6 protein-coding genes and 6 pseudogenes are annotated in these 24173 nt (G+C 68.2%); all 12 read right to left on the bottom strand.

The window, feature by feature from the left end:
* Positions 1-3: 3 nt before the first annotated feature.
* The 12 genes and pseudogenes from gspG to purL all read right to left on the bottom strand — a co-directional run bounded on the left by gspG (position 4) and on the right by purL (position 24124).
* A complete protein-coding gene (gene gspG / locus C0541_RS16995; protein WP_115050131.1) occupies positions 4-435 on the bottom strand; it encodes a type II secretion system major pseudopilin GspG in 432 nt (143 codons plus the stop codon).
* Positions 436-558: 123 nt separating this feature from the next.
* Positions 559-1776: a type II secretion system protein XpsF gene (xpsF, locus tag C0541_RS17000; protein ID WP_047129329.1), complete on the bottom strand. Its 1218-nt coding sequence runs from the start codon at positions 1774-1776 to the stop codon at positions 559-561.
* Positions 1777-1951: 175 nt separating this feature from the next.
* Positions 1952-2689: pseudogene (locus C0541_RS21770) on the bottom strand (GspE/PulE family protein); the annotation flags it as partial.
* 15 nt (positions 2690-2704) lie between these two features.
* Positions 2705-3976, bottom strand: a pseudogene (locus tag C0541_RS21775) (GspE/PulE family protein); the annotation flags it as partial.
* A 129-nt stretch (positions 3977-4105) separates the two neighbouring features.
* Positions 4106-5989, bottom strand: a complete 1884-nt coding sequence (locus C0541_RS17010; RefSeq protein WP_115050442.1) for a S8 family serine peptidase — start codon at positions 5987-5989, stop codon at positions 4106-4108.
* A gap of 223 nt (positions 5990-6212) precedes the next feature.
* A complete protein-coding gene (locus C0541_RS21780) occupies positions 6213-6422 on the bottom strand; it encodes a YadA-like family protein (RefSeq protein WP_039525431.1) in 210 nt (69 codons plus the stop codon).
* A 4-nt stretch (positions 6423-6426) separates the two neighbouring features.
* Positions 6427-12768: pseudogene (locus tag C0541_RS17015) on the bottom strand (ESPR-type extended signal peptide-containing protein); the annotation flags it as partial.
* A 541-nt stretch (positions 12769-13309) separates the two neighbouring features.
* A pseudogene (locus C0541_RS17020) lies at positions 13310-15284 on the bottom strand (S8 family peptidase).
* Between the two features lie 88 nt (positions 15285-15372).
* A complete protein-coding gene (locus C0541_RS20925) occupies positions 15373-15561 on the bottom strand; it encodes a YadA-like family protein (RefSeq protein WP_429001353.1) in 189 nt (62 codons plus the stop codon).
* Positions 15541-17512 (bottom strand): annotated as a pseudogene (locus C0541_RS21785) (YadA family autotransporter adhesin); the annotation flags it as partial. The pseudogene C0541_RS21785 and the gene C0541_RS20925, both read right to left, overlap by 21 nt.
* Positions 17513-17731: 219 nt before the next feature.
* Positions 17732-19789, bottom strand: a pseudogene (locus tag C0541_RS21430) (hypothetical protein); the annotation flags it as partial.
* Positions 19790-20071: 282 nt separating this feature from the next.
* Entirely contained in the window at positions 20072-24124 is a 4053-nt protein-coding gene (gene purL / locus C0541_RS17035) for a phosphoribosylformylglycinamidine synthase (protein ID WP_115050137.1), read from the bottom strand.
* Positions 24125-24173 lie beyond the last annotated feature (49 nt).

Genomic DNA, 24173 nt, shown 5'->3' on the forward strand with positions numbered 1-24173 from the left:
GGCTTATTGGTACTTGATGTCCGCGTCGTAACTGCTGCCACCGGGACGGCCGTCCTTGCCCAGGCTGATCAGATCGAACGGCTGGCCATCGCCCGGCACGCGGTACTCGATGGTGTGGCCCCATGGGTCGTTCAATTCGACCGGCTTGGCGTACGGGCCGAGCCAGCCGCTGCTGCCGCCGGGCTGGGTGACCAGGTCATCGAGCTTGCTCGGCAACTTGCCGGTGTCGAGCTGGAAATTCTCGACCTTGCCGGCCAGCGTCTGGATCTGCGACTTGGCCAGGTTGGCCTTGCCGCGATCGGCACCACCGAGCACACGGCTGCCGACCAGGGTCAGCACCGCGCCGATCAGCACGATGACGATGATGATTTCCAGCAGGCTCATGCCGGCCTGGCCTGCACGCGATGGGCTACGGGTGATGGAACGCTTGATCATGAACGATTTCCTTGCACGTCGATGAAAGATGCTGCCGCCAGAAGATGACACGGCGGCCATTGCGATGGTTCCCGCATGGGTGTCGCGCGGTCGCCGAAACGTTGTTGTGACTCCACTACCACGTTATCCGATGGCATTGGTCAGGTCATACAGCGGTACCAGCACCGAGATGATGACAAGCCCCACCACCGAGGCCAGCACCAGCGTGATCAGCGGCACCAGCGCGGCCAGCGCGCGGTCGATGGCCTGCGCGGTTTCCAGCTCGAAGGTGTCGGCGGTCTTGAGCAGCATCGTATCCAGCGCGCCCGATTCCTCGCCCACCTGGATCATCTGCAGGGCCAGGCGCGGGAAGCGCTTGCCGCGTGCCAGCGACATCGCCAGGCCATGGCCGTTCTTGACGTCGTCGGCGGCGGCATCGACATCCTCGACCAAGGCCAGGTTGGACATCACGTTGCGCGCAATGCCGATCGCCGCCAGCAGCGGCACGCCGTTGCGCAACAAGGTGCCCAGGGTACGCGTCAGCCGTGCGGTTTCCAGGCGCGCGATCAGGCTGCCGACCACTTTCTGCCGCAGCAACCACTCATCCAGTGCGGCACGGAAGGCGGCATTGCGGCGTTTGCGATCCAGCCACAGCCCAAGCACGCCCGGCACCACGATCAACACCACCCACCAGTCGCGCACCAGCAGGCCCACGCTCAACACCGCCTGGGTGAACCACGGCAAGGCCACGTCCAGGCTTTCGTACATCTGCGCGAACTGCGGCACCACATAGCCGAGCAGGAACAGCAGCGCGCAGCCGACCACCGCCAGCAGGATCGCCGGATAGATCAGCGCGTTGATCACCTTGCCGCGCAGCGCGCGGCTGCGCTCCAGGTAGTCGGCCAGGCGTTGCAGCGTGTCCTGCATGCTGCCGCCGGCTTCGCCGGCGCGCACCATGTTGATGTAGAGCTTGGAAAACAGCCCGTGCTGGCGTTCCAGCGCCGAGGACAGCGGCGCGCCGCCACGCACGGTGTCGCGCACATCGCCGATCACGCGCCGGCTTTTGTCGTCTTCGGGCAGATCCATCAGGATCGACAACGCGCGATCCAAAGGCTGGCCGGCACCGATCAGCGTGGACAACTGCTGGGTGAACTGCACCAGCGCGGCGTTGTCGAACGGCTTCTTGCGCAACAGCATGCGCAGCGACGGCGAGTCGTTTTCGCCGGTGGCCAGCCGCGTTTCCACCGGCAGATGGCCCTGCTCCTGCAGGCGCAGCGCAACGTCCGCGTCGCTGGCCGCTTCCATCTGGCCATCGAGCATTTCGCCGTGGGCGTCGAGCGCCTTGTAGCGGTACAGGGGCATCAGGCTGGAAGGCCGGGAGTGGGGAATCGGGAATCGGGAATCGGGAAAAGCACGGTGCTGTGCTGTGTTGGCGCGACTGCGCGCATATGCGCGTGCGCGCACCGCAGTGCCAGGACGCTGCTTTGCTTATCTTCCGATCCCGAGCATCCGATGCTCGCTGTTGCCGCGTTGACTCTCACGCATCCTCCGTGACGCGCAGCACTTCTTCGATGGTGGTTTCGCCGCGCAGGGCCTTGGACAGGCCGTCCTCGTACATGGTGCGCATGCCGGCCTTGCGCGCCAGTTGTTCGATCTCGCCCATGCCGGCGCGGCGCATCACCGCGCGCCGCAATTCGTCGTTCATGACCAGGAATTCGACGATGGTGGTGCGGCCGAGGTAACCGGTCGGGGCGGCGGCCGAGGCACGCGGGCGGTACAGGTAGATCTCCCCGTCCGGCTGCAGCCGGCGCAGGTTGAAGCGTTCGATTTCCTCCGGCGATGCCGGATAGCGCTCGGCGTTGGCCAGGTCGAGCTTGCGCACCAGGCGCTGCGCCAGGATGCCGTTGATGGTGGAGGTGAGCAGATAGTCTTCCACGCCCATGTCGAGCAGGCGGGTGATGCCGCCGGCCGCATTGTTGGTGTGCAGCGTGGACAGCACCAGGTGGCCGGTAAGCGCGGACTGGATCGCGATGCGTGCGGTTTCCAGGTCGCGCATTTCGCCGATCATGATGATGTCCGGGTCCTGGCGCACGATGCTGCGCAGCGCGTTGGCAAAATCCAGCCCGATCTGCGGCTTGGCCTGGATCTGGTTGATGCCTTCGATCTGGTATTCCTCCGGGTCTTCGACGGTGATGATCTTCACGTCGGAGGTATTGAGCTGGCTCAAGGCGGTGTACAGCGTGGTGGTCTTGCCCGAGCCGGTCGGGCCGGTTACCNTGTGCAGCGTGGGCAGCACCAGATGCCCGGTCAGCGAGGCCTGCACCGCCATCTGCGCGGTTTCCAGGTCGCGGATTTCGCCGATCATGATGATGTCCGGGTCCTGGCGCACGATGCTGCGCAGCGCGTTGGCAAAATCCAGCCCGATCTGCGGCTTGGCCTGGATCTGGTTGATGCCTTCGATCTGGTATTCCACCGGGTCTTCGACGGTGATGATCTTCACGTCGGAGGTATTGAGCTGGCTCAAGGCGGTGTACAGCGTGGTGGTCTTGCCCGAGCCGGTCGGGCCGGTCACCAGCATGATGCCGTGCGGTTGCTCCAGCACCTTGCGGAACTGCGGCAGGAATTCTTCGGTGAAGCCGAGCTTGTAGAAGTCGAACACCACCGTCTCGCGATCGAGCAGACGCATCACCACGCTCTCGCCGTGCGCGGTGGGCACGGTGCTGACACGCAGGTCCAGCTCCTTGCCCTGCACGCGCAGCATGATGCGGCCGTCCTGCGGCAGCCGGCGCTCGGCGATGTTGAGCTTGGCCATGATCTTGATGCGGCTGATCACCGCGGCGGTGAGTTTGGCCGGCGGGCTTTCGCCTTCCACCAGCACACCGTCCACGCGGTAACGCACCTTGAGCCGGCTTTCGAACGGTTCGATATGGATGTCCGAGGCGCGCAGTTCCACCGCGTGCTGGATCACCAGGTTCACCAGGCGAATCACCGGCGCTTCGGACGCCAGGTCGCGCAGCGCTTCGATATCGTCGCTGCTGTTGGCATCGCCATCGGCGGTTTCCACGATGGTGCCCATCGCGCTGCGGCCCTGGCCATACCAGCGCTCGATCAGATCGTCGATTTCCGAACGCAGGCCGACCTGCAGGAACAGCGCACAGCCGGTGGCAAGCCGCACCGCGTCGATCGCGTAATCGTCGTAGGGATCGGCGATCCACAGCTCCAGCCGGCCATCGCGTTCGCCGACCGGGCACAGGTGGAATTGCTTGAGGAAGCGCAGCGACAGCCCCTGCACTTCCGGCAGCATCTCCGGCGGGGTATCGCCGAGCTGGCGGGCATCCACCAGCGGCAGACCCAGCACATCGGCGCAGGTCTCGGCATGATCGCGTTCGGACACCAGGCCCAGACGGCCGAGCAAGGCCAGCAGGCCCATGCCGGATTCGGTCTGCAACTGGCGCGCGCGCAGCAGATCGGTGTCTTTCAGGCGACGGCGTTCAAGCAGCGCCTCGACGATGCGCGTCTCCGCACTGCGATGCTCAATTGGATCGACGGCAACCGCGTTCACACTCGTCTCCACTGGTCCGGCGCCGACTGTAGCAGTTTGCCGCAACGATCAACCGCACGCATCTGAATCGCCCTGAAAAACGATGCCCCCGGTGATTGGCCGGGGGCATCGGTCACACTATCTGCCTACTTACTGTCGTGCAACGAGCGTCAGCTTCGCGTAGTCGCCAGCGCCCACCAGCTTGATGTAGTAGGTACCTGCCTTGGGGGCAGTGAACCGCACGGTTTCGCTGTTGCCCGGGCGGGTCGACTTGGCGTCGTAACTGGTCGCGCCGGGTTCGGCTTCATGGCTGACGTACACCGACACATCGCCGGTACCGCCGTAGGTCATGAAGCTGAGCACGGCCCCGGCCTTGGCTTCGAAGCTGTACAGCGTGGCGCTGCCCGCGGCACCGCTCAGGCCGGTCAGCGGGGCCTTGTTGGTCAAGGCAATGGCGGTCGGCGCGCAGCTTTCGGTGGCCGGATCGCAGGGCTCCACCAGCACCGCTTCCAGCGCGGCCTTGGCATCGACGATGCCGCTGCCGATCGGGGTGCTGGCCGGCGGGGTCACCGGGAAGCGGCGGCTGGTCTGCTTGAGCAGGGTTTCCACTGCGGCCGGGGTCAGCGGGCCATCGCCCAGGCCGATTGCCGCGCTCTGCACCAGCGCGACGACACCGGCCACGTGCGGCGATGCCATCGAGGTGCCGCCCAGCCCCATATAGGTATAGGTGCCCGAGGTCGGCGTGGTCGCACCGGTGTAGCCGGCCTGCCAGATGTAGCCGCCCGGATTGCCGTCCACGCTGCCACCGCCGCCCGGACCGGACAGGTCCACCTTGCTGCCGTAGTTGGAGTAGTAGGTGATGCCGCCGGTGATGCGGGTGGCACCCACGGTGATGGTGTTGTTGCAGCTGGCCGGCGAATGGTTGGCCGCATCCTCGCCGCTGTTGCCGGCCGCCACCACCACGGTGGTGCCGCGCGCGACCGCGCCGTTGATCGCCAGCTGGGTGGCCGAATCGCAGGGCTCGCCGCCGCCCAGGCTCATGTTGATCACCTCGGCCGGGTTGGGGTTGGCGGGCACGCCAGCAACCGTACCGCCGGAGGCCCAGACGATCGCATCGGCAATATCGGAGGTGTAGCCGCCGCAGCGGCCGAGCACGCGCACCGGCAGGATGGTCGCCTTCGGCGCCACGCCGGCCATGCCGACGCCGTTGTTGGTCGCTTCGGCCACGGTGCCCGAGACATGGGTGCCGTGCCAGGAGCTTTCCTGTGCCACCGAGCCGTCATAGCAGACGTTGTCGGCCTCTTCCCAGTCGCCGTAATCCAGCGCGCCCGGTACGCGGGCATCGGTGGGACGACGCGAGACTTCGGCATCGCTGATGAAGTCGTAACCCTGCAGCAGGTTGCCGGCAAAGTCCGGATGGCCGGGCAGGATGCCGGTATCCAGCACCGCCACCACCACGCCGGCGCCCTGCGACAGATCCCATGCGGCCGGCGCATTGATGCCGCCGTTGGGGTTGCTCAGATGCCACTGGTACTGCGCGTACAGCGGGTCATTGGGCACCAGCTGCGGGGTCACGTCGGTGGCGGCGACGCTCTTCTTGATCTCGACCGGGCGCAGCATGCGATCGATCTGCACGTCGGCCACGGACGGGTCGTTCCTGAGCTCGACCACGACCTTGTCCACCTGGGCGGTGGTCAGCGTGCTGGACAGCTTGATCAGGTCCGAGCCGATGCCGAGCTTGCGCACATACGTCGCCTTGGCGGCGGCTGCGCTGCTGCGTGCGCCGGTGCCCGCACCGACACGGCCGACCGCGGCCTGCACCGCGCTCAGCTTGCTGGCGCGATCGGTTGCTGCAGCGGTGTTGTCCTTGTAGCGCACGATCAGGCGGCTACTGAACGCGCCGCCGGCCGATGCTGCCTGGGTCGGTTCCTTGACCAGCAGCTGCGGCGCAGCAGCGAGCGTGCCCGATGCACCGAGCGCCATCATCAGGATGGCGCCGGTCAGCGGGGAGAGACGGAAATTCTTGTCGATCACGGTGAAATCCTCTTCGTGTTTTTCGTCGATCAGCTGGGAGCGGCTCTCGAAACTGCTGCGCAACTGCCGTGCAGCGCGCTGCGTTCGATCAGCCACTCCTGGTAAGGCCATCACTCCATCGAATCCGTTGGCCGGCCCAGCCACGGTCCTTGCCCGCCCCCTCGGGCCTTGCTCTGGCGCGGCGGCGCACACCGGCACCGCCGCGTGTCATGCACCCAGCGCGTTACCAGCCGAAGCCGGCGCCCACACCGATGGAACTGTCGTCACCGCTGAGCGCGCCGCCCACCGTCAGCGTGGCGCGCGGGCTGATCGCACGCTGGTAGCCCACCGACAACGCCGACTCGCCATTCTGGAAACCGACGCCGGCTCCGACTCGGTTCTGCGTGGCGATGCCGCCGACGCTGGCGGCCATGTTCAACATCGCCGAGCTCATCGCNGCCGCCGATCGCCGTGCCGGTCACGTGGTTGGCCACTGCCGCGGTGCCGACGGCGGTGGACGTTGCGGCCGGGGTGAGGCTGCCGACCACCGCGGCGGTCGGCGTGCCCTGCACGCCGGCGCCGGTATCGGCGACAGCGTTGCTCGATGCAGTCACTGCACTGGTGGCAACAGCCGGCACCGCTGCACTACGCAGCGACAGCGTGCGTGCCGCAGTGCTGGCCGTTGCAGTACCGCCACGTGCGTCCAGCTCGGTGACCTTGCTGTCCAACGCGGTCAATGCCGCACCGACGTTGTTGTAGCTGGCACCCTGGATCACGTAGGTCGGCGCGACGAACACGCCTTGCGCACCGATCGCCGCGCCACCGCCGAGGAAGCTGGCAGCGTTGCTGAGCGACTGGAACAGCTGGCCGCCGTTGATCGCATCGGTGCTGGCACCGGCAATGGCGCCGCTGCCGACATTGACGATGCGACGCGTGGCCGGGCCGCCGCGGCCATCGCCGCTACCGACCGAGACCACGTTGGCGTCATAGGTGCGCGAGCCCGAGCCCAACGCCACCGAGTCCGCACCGCTGGCACCGGCATTGGCACCCAGCGCCACCGCATTGGCACCGCTCTGGCGCACGAACGAGTTGTAGCCCAGCGCCACGCCGTTTTCGCCGATGGAATTGGTCTGCCGGCCCATCGCCGTGCTGTTCACGCCGCTGGCGCTGCTGTCCACGCCCATGGCGCTGGCGCCGGTGGCCGAAGCGCGGCTGCCGGAGGCGATCGCCACGCTGCGTGCGCCGCTGGCGGTTGCGCCGGCACCTGCAGCGGTGGCGCGATCGCCGGTTGCGGTGGCCACCCCGTCGCCGGTGGTCTGCACCATGCCGGTGGTGGTCTGCACATCGGCCGCCAGCGCATCCAGCTGGCCCTTGTTGACCGCATCGGTCGCCGCCTGGCCGTCGCTGACATTGACGATGCGCCGCGTGGCCGGGCCGCCACGGCCATTGCCGCTGCCGATCGACACCGTGTCGGCTTCGTAGGTACGCGAACCCGAACCCAGCGCCACCGAATCGGCACCGGTCGCACCGGCATTGGCACCCAGGGCCACACCGTTGACCGCGCTCTGGCGCACGAACGAGTTGTAGCCCACCGACACCGCGTTCTCGCCGATCACGTTGACCTGACGACCGACACCGGTGCTGTTGATGCCGGTCGCCGATGCATCCACGCCGACGACGCTGGCACCGACCGCATCGGCGCGGCTGCCGCCACCCACGGCCAGCGTGTTGTCGGCAAGTGCCGCCGCGCTTTGACCCAGTGCACTGGCATTGACGCCGTCGGCATAGGAGTTCCAGCCGATCGCGGTGGTGTAGTCGGCCGTGGCCCAGGCACCTGCACCGAAGGCCGCAGCGCCGGTGCCGGTGGCACGCGCCGGGACGAAGCCGAAGAACGTGCTGCCGCCCACCGCCACGCTTTCGTCGCCGGTGGCTTGGCTGAACTCGCCCACGGCGACTGCGCTCGCACCGGAGGCCAGCGATGCGGCACCGACCGCGGTGCTGTAGTCGCTCGAGGCCACCGCGCCATAACCCAGCGCCGACGACAGCCGGCCGCTGGACTCGCTGTAGCCACCGAAGGCAGAGCTGCCGACATTGGAGGCGGTGCTGCGGAAACCGGCCGCGGTGGCCTGGTTGTCCGATGCCACCGCTTCGCTGCCGAGCGCGGTGGTATAGGTGGAAATCGCCTGCGCGCCGGCACCGTTTGCGGTGGCGCCGACATCGCTGGCCAGCGCATTGCTGCCGACCGCGCTGCTGTTCTCGCCGGTGGCCTGGGCATTGTTGCCCACCGCCGCTGCGCCGCTGCCGCTGGCCAGTGCGCTCACGCCAACCGCCGTTGCGTTATCGACCACCGCCTGCGCGCCTGCGCCCAACGCCGTGGTGCCGGTGCCGGTGGCATTGGCGCCCTCGCCTGCGGCCAGGGCGTTATCGCCCTCGACGTAGGCGCCGGCATCGCTGTCGGCGCTGCCGCTGGCCTGGAAGTACTTGCTGGTGGATTGCGCGGTTTCGGCAACGGCGTTGAGCTGGTCCAGATTCACCGCATCGGTGCCCTGCGTACCGGCAGCCACGTTGGTGATCTGACGCTCGTTGCCGGCGCTGCCCACCGAGACCGCAAAATCGCGTTCGGCCACCGAATCGGCGCCCAGCGCCACGCTGCCCTCGCCGGTGGATTCGGCGAAATTGCCGAGCGCGGTGCTGTTGAGGCCCGGTGCCCATGCCGCGCCGCCGACAGCGGTGGAGAAGTCGCCGGAGGCTTCGGTCGGCAACAGGCCGATCAGGGCGCCACCGACCGACACGCTGTTGTAGCCGCTGGCCACGCTGCCCTGGCCGGCCGCAAGGCTGTAGTCGCCGGTTGCGCTGGCATCGCCGCCCACGGCCACGGTACCGGAGCCGCTGGCAGTGCTGAAATTGCCCAGTGCGGTGCTGTTGAACCCGGTCGCGCTGGAGTAGCCACCCAGGGCGGTGGAGTAGTTGGAGGTGGCCTCGGCGCCGAAGCCGAACGCGGCCGCGCTGGTGCCATCGGCCACGCTTTCTGCGCCGACCGCGGTCGCCGATTCGCCGCTGGCGCTGGCGAAGTAGCCCATCGCGGTGGACTCGCTGCCCTGTGCCTCGCTCAGCGCACCGACCGCCAGCGCGCCATCGCCGTATGCACCTGCGGCTGCGCCGAGTGCGGTGCTCTGCGCGCCGGCCGCTTCGCTCTCGCCGCCCACGGCCACCGCGTAATCGCCGCTGGCCTGGCTGAAGGCGCCATTGGATACGCTGCCGAAGCCGCTGGCCGCGGCGTTGTAGCCGGCGGCATTGGCATATTGCGCCGTGGCGCTGGCGCCGCTGCCGATGGCGACCGCACCGATCGCGGTGGCCTGGCTGCTGGAGCCGAACGCGCTGCTGTAATCGCCATCGGCGGTGGCGTTGGAACCGGCCGCGGTGGCGTCTTCGCCCTGTGCGACGGCGGTGCCGTCACCGGTGCCTGCATACAGGCGCGCGGTAGTTTCCGCAGCGCCGGCCACGGCGTTGAGCTGGTCGAGATTCACCGCATCGGTGCCCTCGGTACCTGCGGCAACGTTGGCGATCTGGCGCTCGCTGCCGGCCGCGCCCACCGACACCGTGTTGGCGCGATCGGCCACCGCGCCTGCACCCAGCGCGACGCTGTTGTCGGCTTGTGTATACGCACCGCTGCCGAGGCTGACGCTCTGCGCGCCAGAGGCGTTGGATTGCCAGCCCAGCGCGACGCTCTCGGTACCGCTCGCAAAGGATTGGCCGCCAAGCGAAGTAGCGCTTGTGCCCACCGCATTGGCGTAAGTGCCCAGGGCGGTCGACGAGTAGTTGCTTGCCTGCGCATTTGCGCCCAGCGCCGTGCTGTATTCGCCATCGGCCACACTTTCGGTACCGATCGCGGTGCCGCGATCACCCTGCGCGGCACTGTCAAAGCCCATCGCCGTTGCTCCGCGCCCACTTGCGGCACTGGAGCCGCCGACCGCCGTGCTGGAATATCCCGATGCAGCGCTGTCGCTACCCAGCGCGGTGGCGTTGTTATCAACGGCACGGCTGTTGTTCCCAACGGCCGTGGCAGAAGGGGCACTGGCGCTGGCGTAGCCGCCAATGGCCGTGGAGAACGCACCGGCTTGACTGCCGGCGCCGAGCGCAATGCTCTGTTCGCCTTCAGCCTGCGCTTCCCAACCCAGCGCCGCACTGTCCTCGCCAATCGCGCTCGAGCGGCTGCCTAATGCGGTCGCGCGAGCGCCATAGGCATTGGCGAAGGCACCCAGCGCGACTGTATCGGTGTCGGCGGCGAAGGCATTGGGGCCCACTGCGGTGCTGTCGTAGCCATAGGCCAGACTTTCGATGCCGATCGCGGTGCTGCCATCGCCCCAGGCCACGCTGGACATGCCCAGCGCAGTGGCCGAACCGCCGTTGGCGATGCTTTCATAGCCGATCGCTGTCGAGTAGCGTCCGTTGGAGATGCTGTTGCCGCCGACGGCGGTGCTGAAATATCCCGATGCATTGCTGTCGCCGCCGAGCGCAGTGGCGTAGTCGTCACCGGCGCTGCTGTTGAAGCCCACCGCCGTGGCATTGGCGATGCTGGCATTGGCATTGCTGCCGACCGCCGTCGTGCCCAGCGCGGAGGCCTGGCTGCCCGCACCGAGCGCAATGCTGTCGTCGCCCGACGCGTCACTGGCGCCACCCAGCGCAACGGTGCGCTCGCCGAAGGCACTGCTGTTTGCGCCGATCGCGGTGGATGCGCTACCGCCAGCGGCGGCATTGGCGCCGAAGGCGGCGCTGTCATTGCCGAACGCGACGCTGGCACCGCCCACGGCCGTACTGGTGTCGCCGAAGGCCACACTGCCCACCCCCAGCGCAGTGGAGTCGGCGCCGTTGGCGATGCTCTCGTAACCGAGTGCGGTCGCGCCGCTGGCGGTGGCCTGGCTTGCGCCGCCCACTGCGGTGCCGGACTGGCCCGACGCGCTGCTGGCCGCGCCAAGCGCAGTGGCGTTGTCGGCGACTGCATTGCTGTTGAAACCGAGCGCGCTTGCATTCTCGCCGGTGGCGATGGCGCCGCTGCCGAGCGCGGTGCTGCCCTGCGCGGATGCCTGGCTGGTCGACCCGAATGCAGCGCTGTAGTCACCCGTTGCCGATGCGTTGGAACCGGCTGCAACGCTGTCGATGCCTTCGGCAATCGCGGTGCCGTCGCCGGTGGCGACGAAGGAACGCGCGGTGGTGGATGCTACCTCGGACACGGCGGTGAGCTGATCGAGATTGACCGCATCGCTGCCTTCGGTACCGGCGGCGACGTTGGTGATCTGGCGCTCATCGCCGGCCGCGCCCACCGATACGGTGTTGGCGCGCGTGGCAATCGCGTTGGCGCCCAAGGCAACCGAGTTGGCGCCGCGTGCGGTGCTGTAGTACCCCAGCGCCGTGCTCAGCTCGCCGCTGGCCCAGGATTCCGGGCCGACTGCCGTGGCGCCTTCGCCGGGTGCATAAGCGAAGTACCCCACGGCGGTAGCTTCTGTGCCGGACGCTTGGCTGAGCGTGCCGACGGCGGTGGTGTAGCTGCCTGATGCGATCGCACCGGCGCCGAGCGCGGTGGCGGCGTCGCCGCTGGCCTGGGTCTGCACGAAGAACCCCAGCCCTGGGATGAGATCGGCCGGACCACCGACAGCGGTGCTGCTGGTGCCGCTGGCGCTGGTCTCGGTGCCTACGGCGGTGGCGTAATCGCCTGCCGCATTGGCCACCGCACCGAACGCGGACGACTGCGCACCGGCCGCATACGCACCGACGCCGAACGACGAGGCCGCGAAGCCATCGGCATTGGCACTGGCGCCGACCGCGGTCCCGCCGACGCCGGCACTGGTGGCGCCGGTGGCCACCGGCACGCCGCCGTTGGTGATCAACGGCTGGCCGTCTTCGTCCACCGCAGCGCCACCGACGGCCACGCTGCCGGGGCCGTTGGCCTGGGCGTTATGGCCGAATGCCGCGCTGTTCTGCCCGGAGGCGAGCGCATTGGCGCCGACCGCGGTGGCATTGTCGGCCACCGCGTTGGCACCGGTCCCCAACGCAGTGGTCGCCGTACCGACCGCATTGGCGGCATCGCCTGCAGCCAGCGCGCTGTCGCCGTCGACATAGGCGCCGACGCTGTCTTCGCCCGGGCTCGCCTTGAAGAACGTGGCGGTGTCTTCGGCCACATCGGCCACGTCGCGCAACTGCGCCAGGTTGACCGCGTCGGTGGCATTGACGCCGGCGCTGACGTTGGTGATGCGGCGCGTGGCCGGGCCGCCGCGGCCATTGCCGCTGCCGACCGACACCACGTCGTCTTCGTGGGTGCGCGAGCCTGCGCCCAGCGCCACCGAGTTGGCACCGGTCACGCCGGCGTTGGCGCCCAGCGCCACGCCGTTTTCGCCGCTCTGGCGCACGAAACTGTTGTAGCCGATGGCCACCGCGTTCTCGCCGATGGCATTGGTCTGGCGGCCGATCGCGCTGCTGTTGACGCCGCTGGCGCTGCTGTCGGTACCGGTGGCGAGCGCGCCGGTCGCGCTGGCGCGACTCCCGGCGCCGATGGCGGTGGCATTGGCGGCAGGTGCCGACGCGCCGCGGCCGACTTCGACCGATTGCGCCATTGCGGAAAGCGGGACGGCGATGCCGGCGCTACCCAGCGCCAGGGCGATCGCGGCAACCAGGCAACGGCTCTGGCGGCGGTCGATGAATGCGGCGGTGCCCACTGCGCCCGGGCGATCGCCGGTGGCCAACTCCGATGCCACCGCCCACACGCCTAACGATTTGTTCCAGACCTTGCGATAAATCCGATTCATCGACGCACTGCTCCTGAATGTTGGGACTGGTTTTTTGACGAACACCCACCGTCGCGAGGGCCTTCCAGCCGCTGCGATCCCCGCGGTGATTGGCGCCATGGGCCAAATGGCAGTGCGCGCGAGCTGCACCCTGGATAGTCAAAAAGTGAACGCTACCCAACCATAGAACTGAGCGAAGTGTTAACAGCGGTCAAATCAGGCGTCAAGTTTTTGACAGAAAGCGAAGTTGAGCGTGCGATTCGTCACACTTCTGCTTGCGTTTATTAGTTTTTTGATAATTCTTTGGAAAACAGCGCTCTAGATCGTGTCCCGTGAGACATTTGAAAGCTGAATACGCATGTCCGCAGCAGACAAAAAAGCCCGCTGGCAGGACGCCAGCAGGCTTGGTTGCGCAAAACCACACGCGGGAACAGGTCAGGCACCGGGCCAGCGCTCCCCACGCCGACGCCTTGGCCCATCGCACTGCATGCTGCGGCCGGTCACCCGCATTGCTGCGTCAGGAAACCGGCGCCAGCCCCTCCCTGGCGCGTCGCGTGTCAGATCACTGGCGCGCCAGCAGGCTCACTCCGTCGAAGCTGCTGCCATCGAGCCGGATGAAGTAGGTTCCGGCACGCGGTGCGGTGAAGCGCACCGTCTGGCTGGTGCCGCTGCGGCGGGACATGCCGTCGTTGTCGGTCGCGGTCGGCGCGCGGCCCAGCGCCACGTACAGCGCCGCCTGCCCGCTGCCGCCGAAGCTGATGAAGCTCAACACCGCCCCCGCGTTCGCTTCGAAAGCGAACACACCGGCATCGCCGGCCACATTCGACAGACCGCGCTCGGGCACGCTGTTGCGCAGCGTCTGTGCATCCAGCTGGCAACCCAGGTCGCCGCTGTCGCAGCGGCGCAGTGCGCGATCGATGGCCGCCCCGGCATCCACGATGCCGCTACCGGCCGGCGTGCTCGCCGGCACTGGCACCGGAAACGGTCGCGCACTGCGCTTGAGCACCCGTTCCAGCGCTGCAGGTGTCAGTGGCGGCTTGCCATCGGCGATCAGGGCGCTCTGCACCAGTGCGGCCGTGCCCGCCACATGCGGCGAGGCCATCGAGGTTCCGGCAAAACCAGGCCCGATGTAGGCGAATTGACCGGATGCGGGTGTGGTTTTGCCGGTGTAGCCGGTCTGCCAGATCCAGCTGCCGATCGGGCCGTCGTACAAGGTGTTGGTTTCCAGATTGCGTGCACCGCCGCCGGGTGCGGCCAGATCGACCAAGCTGCCGAAATTGCTGTAGTACGCCAACCCGCCGGTCAGGCGGGTGGCCGCCACCGACACCACATTGGCGCAGTTGGCCGGCGAGGTACTGGAGACATCCGAGCCGTTGTTGCCGGNCCCCGCCGGTCAGGCGGGTGGCCGCCACCGACACCACATTGGCGCAGTTGGCCGGCGAGGTACTGGAGACATCCGAGCCGTTGTTGCCGGCCGCCACCACTACGGTGGTGCCGCGCGACACCGCACCGTTGATCGCCACCTGCGTGGCCGAATCGCAGGAGCCAAAGCCGCCCAGGCTCATGTTGATGATTTCCGCCGGGTCGCGGTTATCCGGCACGCCATCCACATGGCCGCCGGATGCCCACACGATGGCATCGGCAATATCCGAGTTCATGCCGCCGCAATGACCCAGCACGCGTATCGGCAGCACCTTGGCCTTGTAGGCCACACCGGCGCCGCCGATGCCGTTGCCGGTGGCTTCGGCAATCGTTCCGGCCACGTGCGTGCCGTGCCAGGAGCTTTCGCGGGCGGCGGAAAAAAGCCCGCATTCGCCATCGGTTGCTTCCCAATCCCCGTAATCCAGCGCACCTGGCGCACGTGCATCGGTGGGACGTCGCGAGATGTCCGCGCTGGTGATGAAGTCGTAGCCCTGCAGCAGATTGCCGGCCAGGTCCGGATGCCCCGGCAGGATGCCGGTATCGATGACCGCCACGACCACGCCCTCGCCCTGGGCGGTGGCCCAGGCTGCCGGCGCATCGATGCCACCGACCGGATCGGTGAGATGCCATTGATTGCTCGCCAGCAACGGGTCGTCGGGCAAGCTGCCTCCGCTGCTCTGCAACGGATACATGCGCGCGTCGATCTGCGCATACTCCACTGCAGGATCCGCCTGCAGTGCGCGCACCAGGCGGTCGGCGTCGCTGCGGCTCAGTGGCATGGGCAGCCTGATCAACTCGCTGCCCACCGCCAGCGTACGCACATGCGTTGGCGTGCCTGGCACGCCGCTGCGCGCGGCCGGTACCAGCCGCACTGCCGCGCGCGCTGCCGCCGCAGCGACCGTGGCCGCCGACGCCGCGCCGACGCTGCGCGCAGTCACCCTGCCGCTGCGGTACTTGACGATGATGCCGTCGACCGGGGCATCGCGCATGGCCTGCTGACGTTGCGCAGCGCGCGCGTCGGCATCCGGTGTGGCGGCGCTGGCAATGCCGCTGGCGAGCGACAGGACCGTGCTGCAGGCGATGGCGAGCGTGCGGGAACGATGGGTCTGAATCACGATGACGTCCTCTTCAAGATGGAATGCAATGCGAATGAGAGAGCACGCAGCGGCCGCAGGCGCAGCCGCTGCGATGGCAAGGCCTGCGTTACCAGCCGAAACCGGCACCGAGGCCGATCGACCTGTCGTCACCGCTGAGCGCGCCGCCCACCGTCAGCGTGGCGCGCGGGCTGATCGCACGCTGGTAGCCCACCGACAACGCCGACTCGCCATTCTGGAAACCGACGCCGGCTACGACGCGGTTCTGCGTGGCGATGCCGCCGACGCTGGCGGCCATGTTCAACATCGCNCTGTCGTCACCGCTGAGCGCGCCGCCCACCGTCAGCGTGGCGCGCGGGCTGATCGCACGCTGGTAGCCCACCGACAACGCCGACTCGCCATTCTGGAAACCGACGCCGGCTCCGACGCGGTTCTGCGTGGCGATGCCGCCGACGCTGGCGGCCATGTTCAACATCGCCGAGCTCATCGCACCCTGCCGATCCAGGCGGCGGTTCTGCCGGCGCAGACGGTCCTCGATGTCGCCCTGGTAGGTCTCGAAGCTGTCGGCCATCGCGCTGTAGCGGCTGTCGGTATAGCTGTTGGCCGCGGCNGCCCCCTGCCGCTCGCCGCCGACGCTGCCCACCGACACCGTGTTGGCGCGATCGGCGACCGAGCCCTGGCCCACGGCCACCGCACCTTGTGCGCTGACCCGTGCGCCCTGGCCGATCGCCGTGCCCGAGGCCGCACTGACCTGCGCGCCTTCGCCCATCGCCACCGCATTGGTCGCCACCGCGGCAATCTGCGTATTGGCGCCGACCGCGGTGCTGCCGTCGGCATTGACGCGTGCGTTGCTGCCGATCGCGGTGTCGTTGGGACCATGCGCATAGGCGCTGCCGCCGATCGCCGTGCCGGTCACGTGGTTGGCCACTGCCGCGGTGCCGACGGCGGTGGACGTTGCGGCCGGGGTGAGGCTGCCGACCACCGCGGCGNATCTGCGTATTGGCGCCGACCGCGGTGCTGCCGTCGGCATTGACGCGTGCGTTGCTGCCGATCGCGGTGTCGTTGGGACCATGCGCATAGGCGCTGCCACCGATCGCCGTGCCGGTCACGTGGTTGGCCACTGCCGCGGTGCCGACGGCGGTGGACGTTGCGGCCGGGGTGAGGCTGCCGACCACCGCGGCGATCGGCGTGCCCTGCACCGCGCTGCCTGCGCCCAGTCCGCTCGCAGTTGCGATGGCCGAAGACTCCGCGTCGTCGGCCGTCCCATGGGTGGCCAGCGATGTCGCCTGCAGGTCATCGTCTGTCGCCGCCACTGCTGTGCCGGGCACGGCCGAGGCGTCTGCAGCAGCCGCTGGCGCCGTTGCCACGCGCGCAGCGGAGGACCGTGCGGCGATGCCCGGGGTCACGGTTGCCGCGCGCGCATCCAGCTCGCTGACCTTGCGGTCCAGCGCAGTCAGTGCCGCGCCCACATTGCGGTAGCTGCTGCCCTGGATCACGTAGGTCGGCGCCACGAACACCCCTTGCGCACCGATCGCCGCGCCACCGCCGAGGAAGCTGGCGGCGTTGCTGAGCGACTGGAACAACTGGCCGCCGTTGATCGCATCGGTGCTGGCACCGGCAATCGCACCGTTGCCGACGTTGACGATGCGGCGCGTGGCCGGACCACCGCGGCCATTGCCGTTGCCCACCGACACCACGTTGGCGTCGTAGCTGCGCGCACCGGACCCCAACGCCACCGAATCGGCACCGCTGGCACCGGCATTGGCACCCAGTGCAACGGCGTTGCTGCTGCCTTGTCGGGTAAAGGCGTTGTAGCCGGCCGCCAGGCTGTTGCTGCCCAGCGCGTTGGACTGCACGCCCAATGCCACCGCCGCGCTGCCGGCTTCGCCGACGAACACACCGACGCTGGCATTGCGTCCGATCGCGATCGCATCGGGTGCATCCGCCCTGGCGTTGGTTCCCAGGGCGATATTGTCGCCGTAGAGGATCGAGGTATTGGCGCCGCTGCCGATCGCGATGCTCCTGCCGGAGCTCGCACGCGCGTCATAGCCGATGCCGATCCCCTCCTCGCCCTCGGCAGACGCCGACGCCCCCAGCGACACCGTGCGTGGCGCAAACGACGCGGCGTCATGGCCGATCGCCACCGCATCGGCATTGTTGCCGTTGGAGAACACGTTGGCGTTGTAGCCCAGCGCAACGGCGTAATCGCCGTCGCTTCGCGCGCCGGCGCCGATGGCAACGCCACCGACCCGGAAGGCACCCGCCGACCTGAGCGTGGAGCTGATCAGCGACAGGCCGCCGAGCGTCACGCTGCGCTCGCCGGCGGCAACCGCCAGACTGCCCACGGCCACACTGCTCTCGCCGATGCCGGAGGCATTGAAGCCCACCGCCGTGGCCATGCTGGCGTTGGCCAGCGCACCAAAGCCGAACGCCGACGACGCCGCGCTGCGGGCGGTCGAGAAGGCGCCCACCGCCGTGGCGACATCATCCTGCGCACGTGCGCCGAATCCCGCCGCCATGGACTGCTCGCCACTGGCTGCGGCCCCGGTACCGACCGCAGTGGCGAAGCCGCGCTGGGCAATCGCCCCGCCGCCCAGCGCCACTGCGCCGCGCGCCTGGGCCGAAGCGGCCTGTTCCTGCTCACCGACGATGGTCCCTTCTGCATCGAACACCGGCACGGAAGCCACGCCCCCCACTGCAACGGCCGATGCCTCCGACGCGCTGGCGTTGCGGCCAACGGCCACGGCATCGCGCCCGAGCGCGACACTGCCCGAGCCCAGCGCATTGGCACCCTCGCCGATGGCGTTGCTTGCGCTGCCCAACGCCATTGCGTTGAGGCCGTCGACATAGGCGACCGGCTCGTCCGCATCGGTCTTGCCGACCGCCAGCGTGCCGTCGAGCCGGTTGGCGATTGCACGCACGCTGTCGAGCTGGGCGACATTGACCGCATCGTTGGCCTCGGTACCCGCCGCCACGCTGGTGATCTGCCGCGTCAGCCCGGCCTGCACATCGCCCACCGACACCGTGTTGCTGCGGTACGCGTAGGAATGTGCGCCCAGTGCGACGGCACTGGATGCCGAGCGATTCCAGGCGTCGTCGACAAAATCGCCCACGCGCGCGCCATAGCCGATGGCCAGCGCATCGATGCCATTGGTCTGGGAATCGGTACCGATCGCGGTGTTGTTGCCGTTGAACCACGAGGTGGCGGCGCGTGCGCCCACGGCGATGCTGTTTTCCATGTAGGCCGTGCTGTCGTGACCGATCGCGATGCCACCATCGCCCATCGTCAATGCGAAACCACCCAGCGATACCGTGTGTGGCGAGAACGAACCGGCGCTGTGGCCGATCGCCACGGAATCGGTATTGCCAGGCCGATTCGGAAAGATGTTGGAATCGTAGCCAATGGCAATCGCATAATCGGACTGGCTCTGCGCACCTGCACCGAGCGCGATGCCGCCTATGCCGGTGGCGGCGGTGATTCCGCCGAAGTTGCTGATGCCGCCAACCACCACGCTTTGCACGCCGCTGGCCAATGCGGTATCGCCCACTGCAATACTGCTGATGCCTTCGCTGCGCGCCCGGTAACCGAAGGCGGTGGACGTCTCCCCGCTGGCACGCGAACTGTAGCCGCCGGCAGTGGAGAGAAAGCCACTGGCCGTGGATAGACCGCCTACCGCGGTAGTGCCGTCGTTGCCGGTCTGCGCGCGATACCCCACGGCCGTGCTCTGCACGCCGGCGGCGCTGGCACCGCTGCCCATTGCGCTGGAAAACGGATCGCTGGCCAGCGCACCACCACCGATGGCGGTCGCTCCCACCCCGGACGCTTGCGTGGCCTGCTCGCGTTGCCCGATGACAAATCCAAATGCGTCGTAGTCGTAGACCGTTGCCACGCCGCCCAGGGCAGTTGCCGATTCCCCCACCGCCGACACGTTGTGTCCGATCGCGGCGGCATCGCGCCCCAATGCCAGGCTCCCGCTCCCGAGCGCACTGGCTCCATCGCCCAGGGCATTGCTGGCACTGCCCAACGCCAGCGCATCCTGCCCATCCGCAAATGCCGGTGCATCGGCGTCGGCCGCAGGTGTTGCGGTCACCTGCACGCGCGCGGTTGCGGGCACTGCGTTGTCGCCGGCCGCCGCAACGGCGTCGCAACGTTGCCGGCCCTCGACCACCGTGCAATGCGCAAGCGCATCGGCACGCGTGCCGGTGGCGTGGGCAGCTGCGGCCATGCCGGCCAGCGCCAGCAGCATCGCTGCCGCCAGCCTGCCGTGCGCATGCACCGGAGGCCGCTTCGGCCGCCGGGTTCCCGCAGCGCAGGCAAGCCTTACCGTTCGGCGTTGAGCACACTGCTCACCACCGGTTTCCAATTGAATCGGCTTCATTGACGACTTACTCCCCATTGGTCTGGCATGTAAAAACCGACCACCGCGCGATCGCGTCGCACGGTCCCCCTGAGGTTTATCGAAAACGCACCCGCCCCGCCTCTGCAACGGGAAATACCCGTGCAAAAGCCTCCACGTCCGAGACATAAAGTGCTGCAGAAACGCGATGAATCACTGATTCATAACGCGATCTGAATTTATTGAAAAAACAAAGGTTCAATTGAGATTGACATCACACAAGCAGCATCACCATATACCGCAAGTAAATAACTAGTAGTTTTTATAGTTACTCGAAGTAACCCATGTCCCGGCGTTGATGACGTGCTTTTGCAGGGTCGGCAACGACAACGGCCGTGTGCATCGCTGCACACGGCCGTTGGTTGGCACTGCTGGTACGGGCATCAGCTCATGCCGTCCCCCTTCACATCATCAACCGCACCAGACCCGCGCATTGCGGAACATGCGCAGCCACGGCGAGTCCTCGCCCCAGTCGGCCGGATGCCAGCTCAGGTTTGCCGTGCGCGGGGTGCGCTCCGGATGCGGCATCAGGATGGTGGCGCGGCCGTCGGTGCTGGTCAGCCCGGTGATGCCGTCCGGCGAGCCGTTCGGATTGAGCGGATACCGGGTAGCCACTGCGCCGTCGCCGTCGATGTAGCGCAAGGCCACGCGTGCTGCGGCCTGGTCCACCACGGTGTCGAACTCGGCGCGGCCTTCGCCATGCGCCACCGCCACCGGGATCCGCGAGCCGGCCATGCCGCGCAGCAAGATCGACGGCGACTCCACCACTTCCAGCAGGGCGGTGCGCGCTTCGAACTGTTCGCTGCGATTGCGCAGGAAACGCGGCCAATGCTCGGCACCGGGAATGATGTCCTTGAGCTGGCTGAGCATCTGGCAGCCGTTGCACACGCCCAGCGCAAAGGTGTCGCTGCGCGCGAAGAACGCGGCGAACGCATCGCGCAAGGCCGACCGTTCCAGGATCGAGGTGGCCCAACCACGGCCGGCACCCAGCACGTCGCCGTAGCTGAAGCCACCGCAGGCGGCAAACCCGGAGAATTGCGCCAGATCCACCCGGCCTTCGATCAGGTCGCTCATGTGCACGTCGAACGCACGGAAACCGGCGCGCTCGAAGTTGTAGGCCATCTCGATCTGCCCGTTGACGCCCTGCTCGCGCAGGATCGCCACCTTGGGCCGCGCACCGGTCGCCACGAAGGGCGCGGCCACGTCCTCGGACGGATCGAACACCAGCTTCGGACGCAGTCCCGGTGCCTGGAAGTCGCGCGCCTGTGCACGTTCTTCATCGGCGGTTTCCGGGTTGTCGCGCAACTTCTGCATGGCGTGGCTCACCGACCACCAGGCATCGAACAAGGCTTCCCAACGCCACTCGGCCAGCACGCGGCCCTGCGCGCTGACGCGGATGCGCGGCGTGCCGGTGGGACGTGCGATGCGCTGCGCGCATTCGGTCAAGGCATGCCGCTCGACCAGATCGGCGAACGCGGCGCGATCCTCGTTGGCGATCTGCACCACCGCGCCCAGTTCTTCGTTGAACAGGCTGCGGAAGGCATCCTCGCCCCAGGCATCGAGGGTGATGTCCAGGCCCTGGCGCGAGGCGAACGCCATTTCGCACAGCGCCGCAAACGCCCCGCCATCGCTGCGGTCGTGATACGCCAGCAACAGGCCGCTCTCGCGCGCGGCGCGGATCAGTTCAAAGAAACTGCGCAGGCGCTGCGCATCGTCCAGATCCGGCACCTCGCCGCCAAATGCCGGCAGCGCGGCAGCGTCGGCATACACCTGCGCCAGCACCGAGCCCCCCAGACGCTGCTTGCCGCCGCCCAATCCGATCAACCACAGCTCGCTCTCTTCGTCGCTACGCAACAACGGCGTCAACTGCGTACGGACATCGCCGACCGGTGCGAACGCACTGATGATCAGCGAGACGGGTGAAACGCTCTTGTGGACGATGGGATTGGGGATTGGGGATTGGGGATTTGCAACAGCGGACGGCTCTGGCGTTTCGCCAATCCCGAATGCCGAATCACCAATCCCAGCTTCCTGCCACTGCGCCTGCATCGACAGCGAGTCCTTGCCCACCGGGACGCTCAGTTCGAGCGCCGGGCACAGCTCCATGCCGATCGCGCGCACGGCGTCGTACAGCAGGGCGTCTTCGCCGGCATGACCGGCCGCGGCCATCCAGTTGGCCGACAGCTTGATGCTGTCCAGCGTCTGCACCGGGGCGGCGCAGAGGTTGGTGATCGCCTCGCCCACCGCCATGCGTGCCGACGCGGCAGCGTTCAACAACGCCAGCGGGGTGCGCTCGCCGATCGACATCGCCTCGCCGGCGAAGGTATCGAAGCCGGCCAGGGTGATCGCGCAATCGGCCAGCGGCAGCTGCCAGGGGCCGATCATCTGCTCGCGCGCGGTCAGGCCGCCCACGCTGCGGTCGCCGATGGTGACCAGAAAGCTCTTGGACGCCACCGTCGGATGCGCCAGCACGCGCAGACCGGCCTGCTGCAGATCCAGCGCGGCGGTCTGCAGCACCGGCCATTGCGGCGCCGGCGGATGCACCGCATCGCGATGCATCTTTGGTGCCTTGCCGAAGAGGACGTCCATCGGCAGATCGATCGGGAGCGGGGATTGGGGATTCGGAATTGGGGATTGGTTGAAAGCAACGGCGGACCCGGCAACTGACGAATCGCTTTTGCGAATCTCCAATCCCGACTCCCCAATCCCGTCCCCAAACACGCCATAGCCAACCACCAGCCGCTCCTCGGCCGTGGCCACGCCGACGGCGGCAAACGGGCAGCGCTCGCGCGCGCAGATCGCGGCGAATTCGTCCAGCCGCGCCTGCGGCACGCCCAGCACGTAGCGCTCCTGCGATTCGTTGCACCACAGTTCCAGCGGCGACAGCGAGGGGTCGTCGGTGAGCACGCGGCCCAGGTCGATGATGCCGCCCACGCCCGAATCGTGCAGCAGCTCGGGAATGGCGTTGGACAGGCCGCCGGCGCCCACGTCGTGGAACCAGCGGATCGGGTTGTCGGTGCCCAGCGCCACGCAGCGGTCGATGACCTCCTGGCAGCGGCGCTCCATCTCCGGGTTCTCGCGCTGCACGCTGGCGAAATCCAGCGCCTCGGCGCTGTCGCCGGCGGCCACCGAACTGGCCGCACCGCCGCCCAGGCCGATCAGCATCGCCGGGCCGCCCAGCACGATCACCGCATCGCCGGGCTGCAGGCGCAGCTTCTCGACCTGGTTGCGATCGATCGCGCCCAGGCCACCGGCCAGCATGATCGGCTTGTCGTAGGCGCGGGTCAGGCCCGGCCCTTCGGCAAGCTCGAAGCTGCGGAAATAGCCGAGCAGGTTCGGCCGGCCGAATTCGTTGTTGAACGCGGCGCCGCCGAGCGGGCCGTCGAGCATGATGTCCAGCGCCGGGGCCATGCGCGGGTTCAGCGCGCGCGGCGCCTCCCACGGCTGCGGCAGGGTCGGGATGCGCAGGTGCGAGACCGTGAACCCGGTCAGGCCGGCCTTGGGCTTGCCGCCGCGGCCGGTGGCGCCTTCGTCGCGGATCTCGCCGCCGGCACCGGTGGCGGCGCCGGGAAATGGCGCGATCGCAGTGGGGTGGTTATGCGTTTCCACCTTGATCGCAAACGCCGATGGCAGCACCGCCTCGGCGCGGTACTCGCCGCTGGCCGGATCCGGCCGATAGCGCGCGGCCGGCACGCCTTCCACCACCGCCGCGTTGTCGCTGTAGGCCGACAGGGTGTGCTGCGGGGTCTGCTGGTGGGTGTGCTTGATCATGCGGAACAGCGAGCGTTCCTGCGGCTTGCCGTCGATGGTCCAGCTGGCGTTGAAGATCTTGTGCCGGCAATGCTCGGAGTTGGCCTGGGCGAACATCATCAGCTCGACATCGGCCGGGTCGCGGCCGAGGGCAGCGAAGCGTTCGCGCAGGTAGTCGATCTCGTCCTGCGCCAGGGCCAGGCCGAGGTCGCGGTTGGCCTGCTCCAGCGCCGCCAGCGGCACGCGCTGCAACTGCCCGCGATCGGGCTCGTTGAACAGCGCCTCGGCGGCCGCAGCCGAGCCCAGCAGCGACTGCGTCATCGGGTCGTGCAGCAGCCTGGCCACGGCGGCCTGCGTCGCCTCGTCGGCCGGCCAGCCGGCCAGGTCGATGCGGGTGCCGCGCTCCACGCGCTGGATCGGCTGCCCGGCCCCGCGCACCAGTTCGGTGGCCTTGCTCGACCACGGCGACAGCGTGCCCAGGCGCGGCACCACGTAGCGCGAGGAAGCCTCCTCGGCCCGCGGCGCGGGAGCGGCGTCGGCCTGCAGGATCCGCTGCAAGGTGGCCTGGTCGGGCGCTTGCCCGGCCTCGGCGCGGATGAAATAGACGTGCCGGGCGCCAGTGATGCGCAGCGCGGGGACGAGGGTTTGCAGGCGGGTTTCGAGCCGAGCGCGGCGGAACGGCGAAAGGGCGGAAGCGCCCTCGAGGACCATCATGTCCGGGGAACCGTGTCAGAAACGGGGCTGCAGATTGTAACGGAGCTGA

This window comes from Xanthomonas arboricola (genome assembly GCF_003353015.1).
GTDB lineage: Bacteria > Pseudomonadota > Gammaproteobacteria > Xanthomonadales > Xanthomonadaceae > Xanthomonas > Xanthomonas arboricola_E.

Coding starts and splice junctions, on each gene's coding strand:
- gspG (WP_115050131.1), bottom strand. CDS start 435: ATGATCAAGCGTTCCATCACCCGTAGCCCATCGCGTGCAGGCCAGGCC.
- xpsF (WP_047129329.1), bottom strand. CDS start 1,776: ATGCCCCTGTACCGCTACAAGGCGCTCGACGCCCACGGCGAAATGCTC.
- C0541_RS21780 (WP_039525431.1), bottom strand. CDS start 6,422: ATGAGCTCGGCGATGTTGAACATGGCCGCCAGCGTCGGCGGCATCGCC.
- C0541_RS20925 (WP_429001353.1), bottom strand. CDS start 15,561: ATGGCCGCCAGCGTCGGCGGCATCGCCACGCAGAACCGCGTCGTAGCC.
- purL (WP_115050137.1), bottom strand. CDS start 24,124: ATGATGGTCCTCGAGGGCGCTTCCGCCCTTTCGCCGTTCCGCCGCGCT.